The sequence below is a fragment of the Psychrobacter sp. HII-4 genome (genome assembly GCF_904846595.1).
GTDB classification, from domain to species: Bacteria; Pseudomonadota; Gammaproteobacteria; order Pseudomonadales; family Moraxellaceae; genus Psychrobacter; species Psychrobacter celer.
On the sequence record NZ_CAJHBJ010000068.1, the window covers coordinates 1 to 4,669 of the forward strand.

7 protein-coding genes are annotated in these 4,669 nt (G+C 38.3%); 3 read left to right on the forward strand and 4 right to left on the reverse strand.

Annotated features, from left to right (window positions below):
* Together JMX98_RS13410 and JMX98_RS13415 are read right to left on the reverse strand one after the other, a co-directional pair.
* Positions 1–469, reverse strand: a 469-nt coding sequence (locus JMX98_RS13410; protein ID WP_201587305.1) for a replication initiation protein, incomplete at its 3' end; no start/stop codon positions are given.
* Positions 470–833: 364 nt separating this feature from the next.
* Positions 834–1,145: a hypothetical protein gene (locus JMX98_RS13415; protein WP_201587306.1), complete on the reverse strand. Its 312-nt coding sequence runs from the start codon at positions 1,143–1,145 to the stop codon at positions 834–836.
* A 385-nt stretch (positions 1,146–1,530) separates the two neighbouring features.
* On the opposite strand from JMX98_RS13415, the gene JMX98_RS13420 reads away from it, so the two are divergent.
* The 3 genes from JMX98_RS13420 (at position 1,531) to JMX98_RS13430 (ending at position 3,569) form a co-directional block, all read left to right on the forward strand.
* Positions 1,531–1,731, forward strand: a complete 201-nt coding sequence (locus JMX98_RS13420; RefSeq protein WP_201587307.1) for a hypothetical protein — start codon at positions 1,531–1,533, stop codon at positions 1,729–1,731.
* 2 nt (positions 1,732–1,733) lie between these two features.
* On the forward strand, positions 1,734–3,275 hold the full coding sequence (gene mobQ, locus JMX98_RS13425; RefSeq protein WP_201587308.1) for a MobQ family relaxase: 1,542 nt from the start codon (positions 1,734–1,736) through the stop codon (positions 3,273–3,275).
* 75 nt (positions 3,276–3,350) lie between these two features.
* Positions 3,351–3,569 (forward strand): hypothetical protein, encoded by a 219-nt coding sequence (locus JMX98_RS13430; protein WP_201587309.1) that lies wholly within the window; start codon positions 3,351–3,353, stop codon positions 3,567–3,569.
* Between the two features lie 42 nt (positions 3,570–3,611).
* Here JMX98_RS13430 and JMX98_RS13435 read toward each other — a convergent pair whose 3' ends face one another.
* Positions 3,612–3,953, reverse strand: coding sequence for a hypothetical protein (locus JMX98_RS13435; RefSeq protein WP_201587310.1), 342 nt, complete (start codon positions 3,951–3,953; stop codon positions 3,612–3,614).
* Positions 3,950–4,669, reverse strand: a 720-nt coding sequence (locus JMX98_RS13440; RefSeq protein ID WP_201587312.1) for a replication initiation protein, incomplete at its 5' end; no start/stop codon positions are given. The genes JMX98_RS13440 and JMX98_RS13435, both read right to left, overlap by 4 nt.

Consider the following 4,669-nt stretch of genomic DNA (forward strand, 5'->3'; position numbering starts at 1 on the left):
AATCACTTAGCAATGGCACTACTTTTTCATGAAAAGTAATTCTAGCAACTATGTCATCTGTTCTATTGGGTAAGGAATCTAAGAGATTGTATAGCCGAAGAGAATTTATATACTTCTTATAGTCTTTGGGGTCAGGATATTTTTCTTTAAGTTTCTTTTCAGCGTTCTTGTCATACCGCAAAACTTCCGATAGCCAATGAAACTCTAAAATCCCTGTATCAGTTGAGACATATATAGTTTTTTTCATTAAATCTTTTGTTGCTTGGCGTATATCACGAGCAACATTGATAGGACTTGCCCCCAGCTCGATAAAATCATCACGACTGATATAAAAAGGGGTGTTAGGGTCTAAAGGCTCTTCTTTAGGGATTTGCTTTAAAGCACAATAAATCAAACGCTGTTCATTGACAGATAGGTTGTACGCTGAAGTTACAATATCATTGTGCATTACTACTAAATCGTTAGCCATTTCACATATCCTTTTTTCTATTTATGAGTAATATATACTATTACATATATGAGAGCAATTATTACTCATAGTTCCTCTTCAATTACTCATAGTTCCTCTTCAATTACTCATAGTTCCTCTTCAATTACTCATAGTTCCTCTTCAATTACTCATAGTTAGTTCTTTCTAGCCCTTATAGAGCATGGCTTACAAGGGGGTCTAAAAACCTTTAAAAACCTTTAAAAACCTAAAAAAGAGGGGAAACTTAAAATCTTGTGGATAACTTCAAATTTCACTTACTTTCAAAACTTGTTTTTTTATTTTTTTTAAAAACAAAAGAAAGAAGTAGAGATTTTTTAACCTTAATTCTCATACCAAGCATTAACTAGAAGTTAATATCATCAATAGGGGGTCTATTTGGCTCACTAGAGCTTGAAAGACTGTCTTTAGGTACATTGTTACCTATTTCAGATTTAAAGCCCTCTAAACGGCTAATATCAGCCTTCCTAGTCACATATTTATCAATATCAGCTAAAATTTGCGGTATTCGGTCAGGTTCATTTTTAGCGATAGCCATTAACATACCGCCAAGAACAAACTTTTGACCGTTGAGCTTCTTCTCAATTTGCTTCTGTAGTCGATTGGCTCTGTCTAATGCTTCCTGCTTTTTTTGTTCAAGAGTTTTAATATTGCTCATAATAAACCTTCATTATTTCTAGCTAATTTAAGTAAAAAGTTATAATTACTGATTTTTATTTCTACTCTTTGAAAAGTAAAAAGTACCAACTACGAATAGCCCTAAATTAATCCACATAACTATGCCGTCCCATTTACCGCTGAACAGTGTAGTGTTAATTAAATTAACTAAGGTTATCGCAATTAATATAATATACAGATTAACCAATCCTTTCATTTTATTAGCTCCCAATATGTAATTTTGGTTTTTTCACTTCGACGGCTTTCTGTTGAAGTGCGAACTTACGAAAACTATGATAAAATTTCACTATCGTTACATATATCAAGTTTTCTCATTCCGCAAAGGGGAAACCCCCTTGACCCCCAAAAGCAACGGAGCTGGCAACATGGCTAAGTTTATAAGTGTAGATAATTTCTTATTAAATATAAACCATGTAGTAAGTATCACTTTTTTAGATGAAGCCAAAAGGCTTATATTTGAAAGCGAAGATAGAGCTGATAGCTATGTAAAAGATTTCCTAAGTCGAGAAGATTACGAAGAAGCGTGTAATAAATTACAGTCCACTTTAGACACTATTAATATTTAATTATGGCAATCTACCACCTATCGACTAAGCCAGTATCACGCAGTAGCGGAAGAACCGCCACTGCGTCTATTGCTTATCGTGCTGGTATCGCAATCAAAGATGAACGCACAGGCAAAGAACACGACTACACCAAAAGAAGCGGTGTGGCATACACCCAACTTCACACCCCAAATGGTTTAAAGATTAAGCGCAACGAACTTTGGAACTTAGCAGAAACCACCGAAACGAGAAAGAACAGCAGAACAGCAAGAGAGATAGTAGTTAATCTACCCCATGAATTATCAGGGCGTTTGCGGATGATGCTTGTTAATGACTTCGCTAAGGACTTAGCCAATCAATACGGTGTTGCCGTTGATGTGGCAATACATACGCCTGATGCACAGGGCGACAACCGCAACCATCACGCCCATATCATGTTGACCACACGCAAGCTGGAACGCTTGGAGAGTGGCAGAGTCGCTTTAACGGACAAATCACAGCTAGAAATGAGCAATACCCAGCTTAAAGAGCGTGGCTTACCTAGTGCTAGGGAAGAACTAAAGGCAATCCGTGAGCAGTGGGCTAATATCACCAATAAGCACCTCAAAGAAGCCAAAATTGATGCTCGAATTGACCATAGAAGCCACAAAGACAGAGGGTTAGAGCAACTACCCACCAAAAAACTAGGTTGGGAAGCGTCAGCCCTAGAGCGCAAAGGCATTAAGACAGCGACAGGCGACTATAACCGCAAGGTTGAAGAATATAACCATGCGATGCAGCAGCTAGCGATTATTGAAAAGAGCCTGAACGCCGTCACAGAGCAGAGAGAACAGAGTAATGACAGAGTTAGAGAAAGAATTGAAAGAGCAGTTAAACTTATTGAGAGCGCAACAAACAACACAGAGTGGGCAGCTAAAAGAGCTAGACAAGTCAACGAGAGAGTTAATGACAGTCAACAAGAAATTGAGGGAGCAGAACGAGAGATTAACGCTTCAGCTAGCGCAATCGACCAAGCGGATAGAAGAATTGCTGAACATCAACAAACCAAACTAAAAGCAGAACGAGAAGCCCAGCGTCAGCAGCAAGCTAAAGAGCTATTGCTTCAGAACTCACAAGAGCTACACGCCCAAGCCGTGAAGGGTGAGAAGGCTGTAAACGCTTATGAAACAAGGCTTGCAAACATCGAAAAACAGTTTGAACAACTAAGCCTTAAACCCCTGAAAAAAGAGTTAGCCGAGCTTCAGCAAGCCTACGACACCGCAAAAAAACCTTTTACTACGAGAGAAAAAACGTGGGTACACCAGCGGTCAGAAAAACGGACGGTATTGCGAAGCCTAGAACGCCAAATAAGCGTTAAAGAGTCTCAAAATAGAGGAAAATACAAGCAACACGCTAAAGATTGGATAGCCAAGAACGAACCGCAGAAAGTGCAAGAAGCGTGGCAAGGTCAGCAAGCTATCAAAGAATACAAAGAGCAGCAGCAGAAGCAGCAAGAGCCAAAGGTTGAACAGATAGAAGTGCGTACCAGTAAGAATAAAAATAAGGACAGGGGCATGGATAGATAGAAGCGCCTTCCATGTACTATTGGCTTACGTTAGATGTACTCACATAAGCGGAAAGTAATAATAAAGAGAGATACTATGAGCGATAATGAAGAACAAAACGACTTAGTGCAAGATTGGATAGACAGGTCAGCACTTAACGCTATTCAAATGAGCGAGAGCGAGGACTTTAGGCAGCTGGTATCATCAAGAGCAACCAACTGGGGCAAGGACATACAAGCCAAAGTAGAAGAACGGATACGGATAGCAGAGAAAGAAAAACGTGAACGAGCGTCAAGTTTAGAAATTGATTGGTAAGAGGTGCAAGTAAGACAACTAATACTCGACACCTTAACTTTTTTAATCTTTCGGTGTTTCAGCGCATACTTTTTCATTAGGTTTCCTATGGCTACCAAGCAAAGAATTCTCATCAATAGACCAAAAACTGAGCCATTCGGTAAGTTTTTTATCTAAGAAAGCTTGGCTTTCTTTTGGTATTAGTCCGTAGCCTTCATATCTAATCTCACCTTGATTGCAGAAATAATCATCTAAATGCTTCAGATAACTTCCTATATCTTGAGAAGTAAGCTTCCTACTATCAATCGCTTGTAATGCGTGAATGACAGCCTCCTGCATTAAATTAGGATAACAACTACATAGCGTGTCTAACGACACCTCAATATTTTTAACACCCTTACTCATAATGTCCTCTCTAGTAATTCTTGAACCATATTAAACGTACATACAGTTTTAGGGTCTTTAAGCAAAGGCTTCCAATCTTCAAAAACTGCTGGGTACTGTCTGCGCTCTTTGGGTGATACCTTACTGCTATTGGCATCTACAAACTCTTTGATATTGCAACCTATCTTTGTTATTTGTTTATCTGATAAGCCTTTAGTGCGCCAAGAAGGTGTTTTGTTGCCCTCATTATCTGTTGTTCCATTTATCCAGTCGATAGTATGGGGGTCTCTATTTTCTTTTGGCTCTTCTTTTGTCTTAAAATTTAGCTCTAGATGCGTATACTTACGCCCTTTTTTAACAAGTTTATATTTCACACTGTAGGGGCTTTTCTCATTAATTTCATCAACTGCGGTATCAATAACCCAGCGCTTCAAGTCTGCGGTCAGTGGGTACTTATCCATTAGCATTAGCATAAAACGTAAGTCATCTAAGCTAATTTTCACGTAACTAGTGGATTTATACCGCATCATAAGCTGATAAATTCGATAACTATAGATACTACTAAAATCAGCTATATCTTTTATTAAAAATTGAGTAAAACTAGCTTTCAAATCACTTAGCAATGGCACTACTTTTTCATGAAAAGTAATTCTAGCAACTATGTCATCTGTTCTATTGGGTAAGGAATCTAAGAGATTGTATAGCCGAAGAGAATTTATATACTTCTTATAGTCTTT

Excerpts from the sequence above, each read along its gene's own strand:
- JMX98_RS13420 (WP_201587307.1), top strand. The coding sequence starts at position 1,531 with ATGGCTAAGTTTATAAGTGTAGATAATTTCTTATTAAATATAAACCAT.
- mobQ (WP_201587308.1), top strand. The coding sequence starts at position 1,734 with ATGGCAATCTACCACCTATCGACTAAGCCAGTATCACGCAGTAGCGGA.
- JMX98_RS13415 (WP_201587306.1), bottom strand. The coding sequence starts at position 1,145 with ATGAGCAATATTAAAACTCTTGAACAAAAAAAGCAGGAAGCATTAGAC.
- JMX98_RS13435 (WP_201587310.1), bottom strand. The coding sequence starts at position 3,953 with ATGAGTAAGGGTGTTAAAAATATTGAGGTGTCGTTAGACACGCTATGT.
- JMX98_RS13430 (WP_201587309.1), top strand. The coding sequence starts at position 3,351 with ATGAGCGATAATGAAGAACAAAACGACTTAGTGCAAGATTGGATAGAC.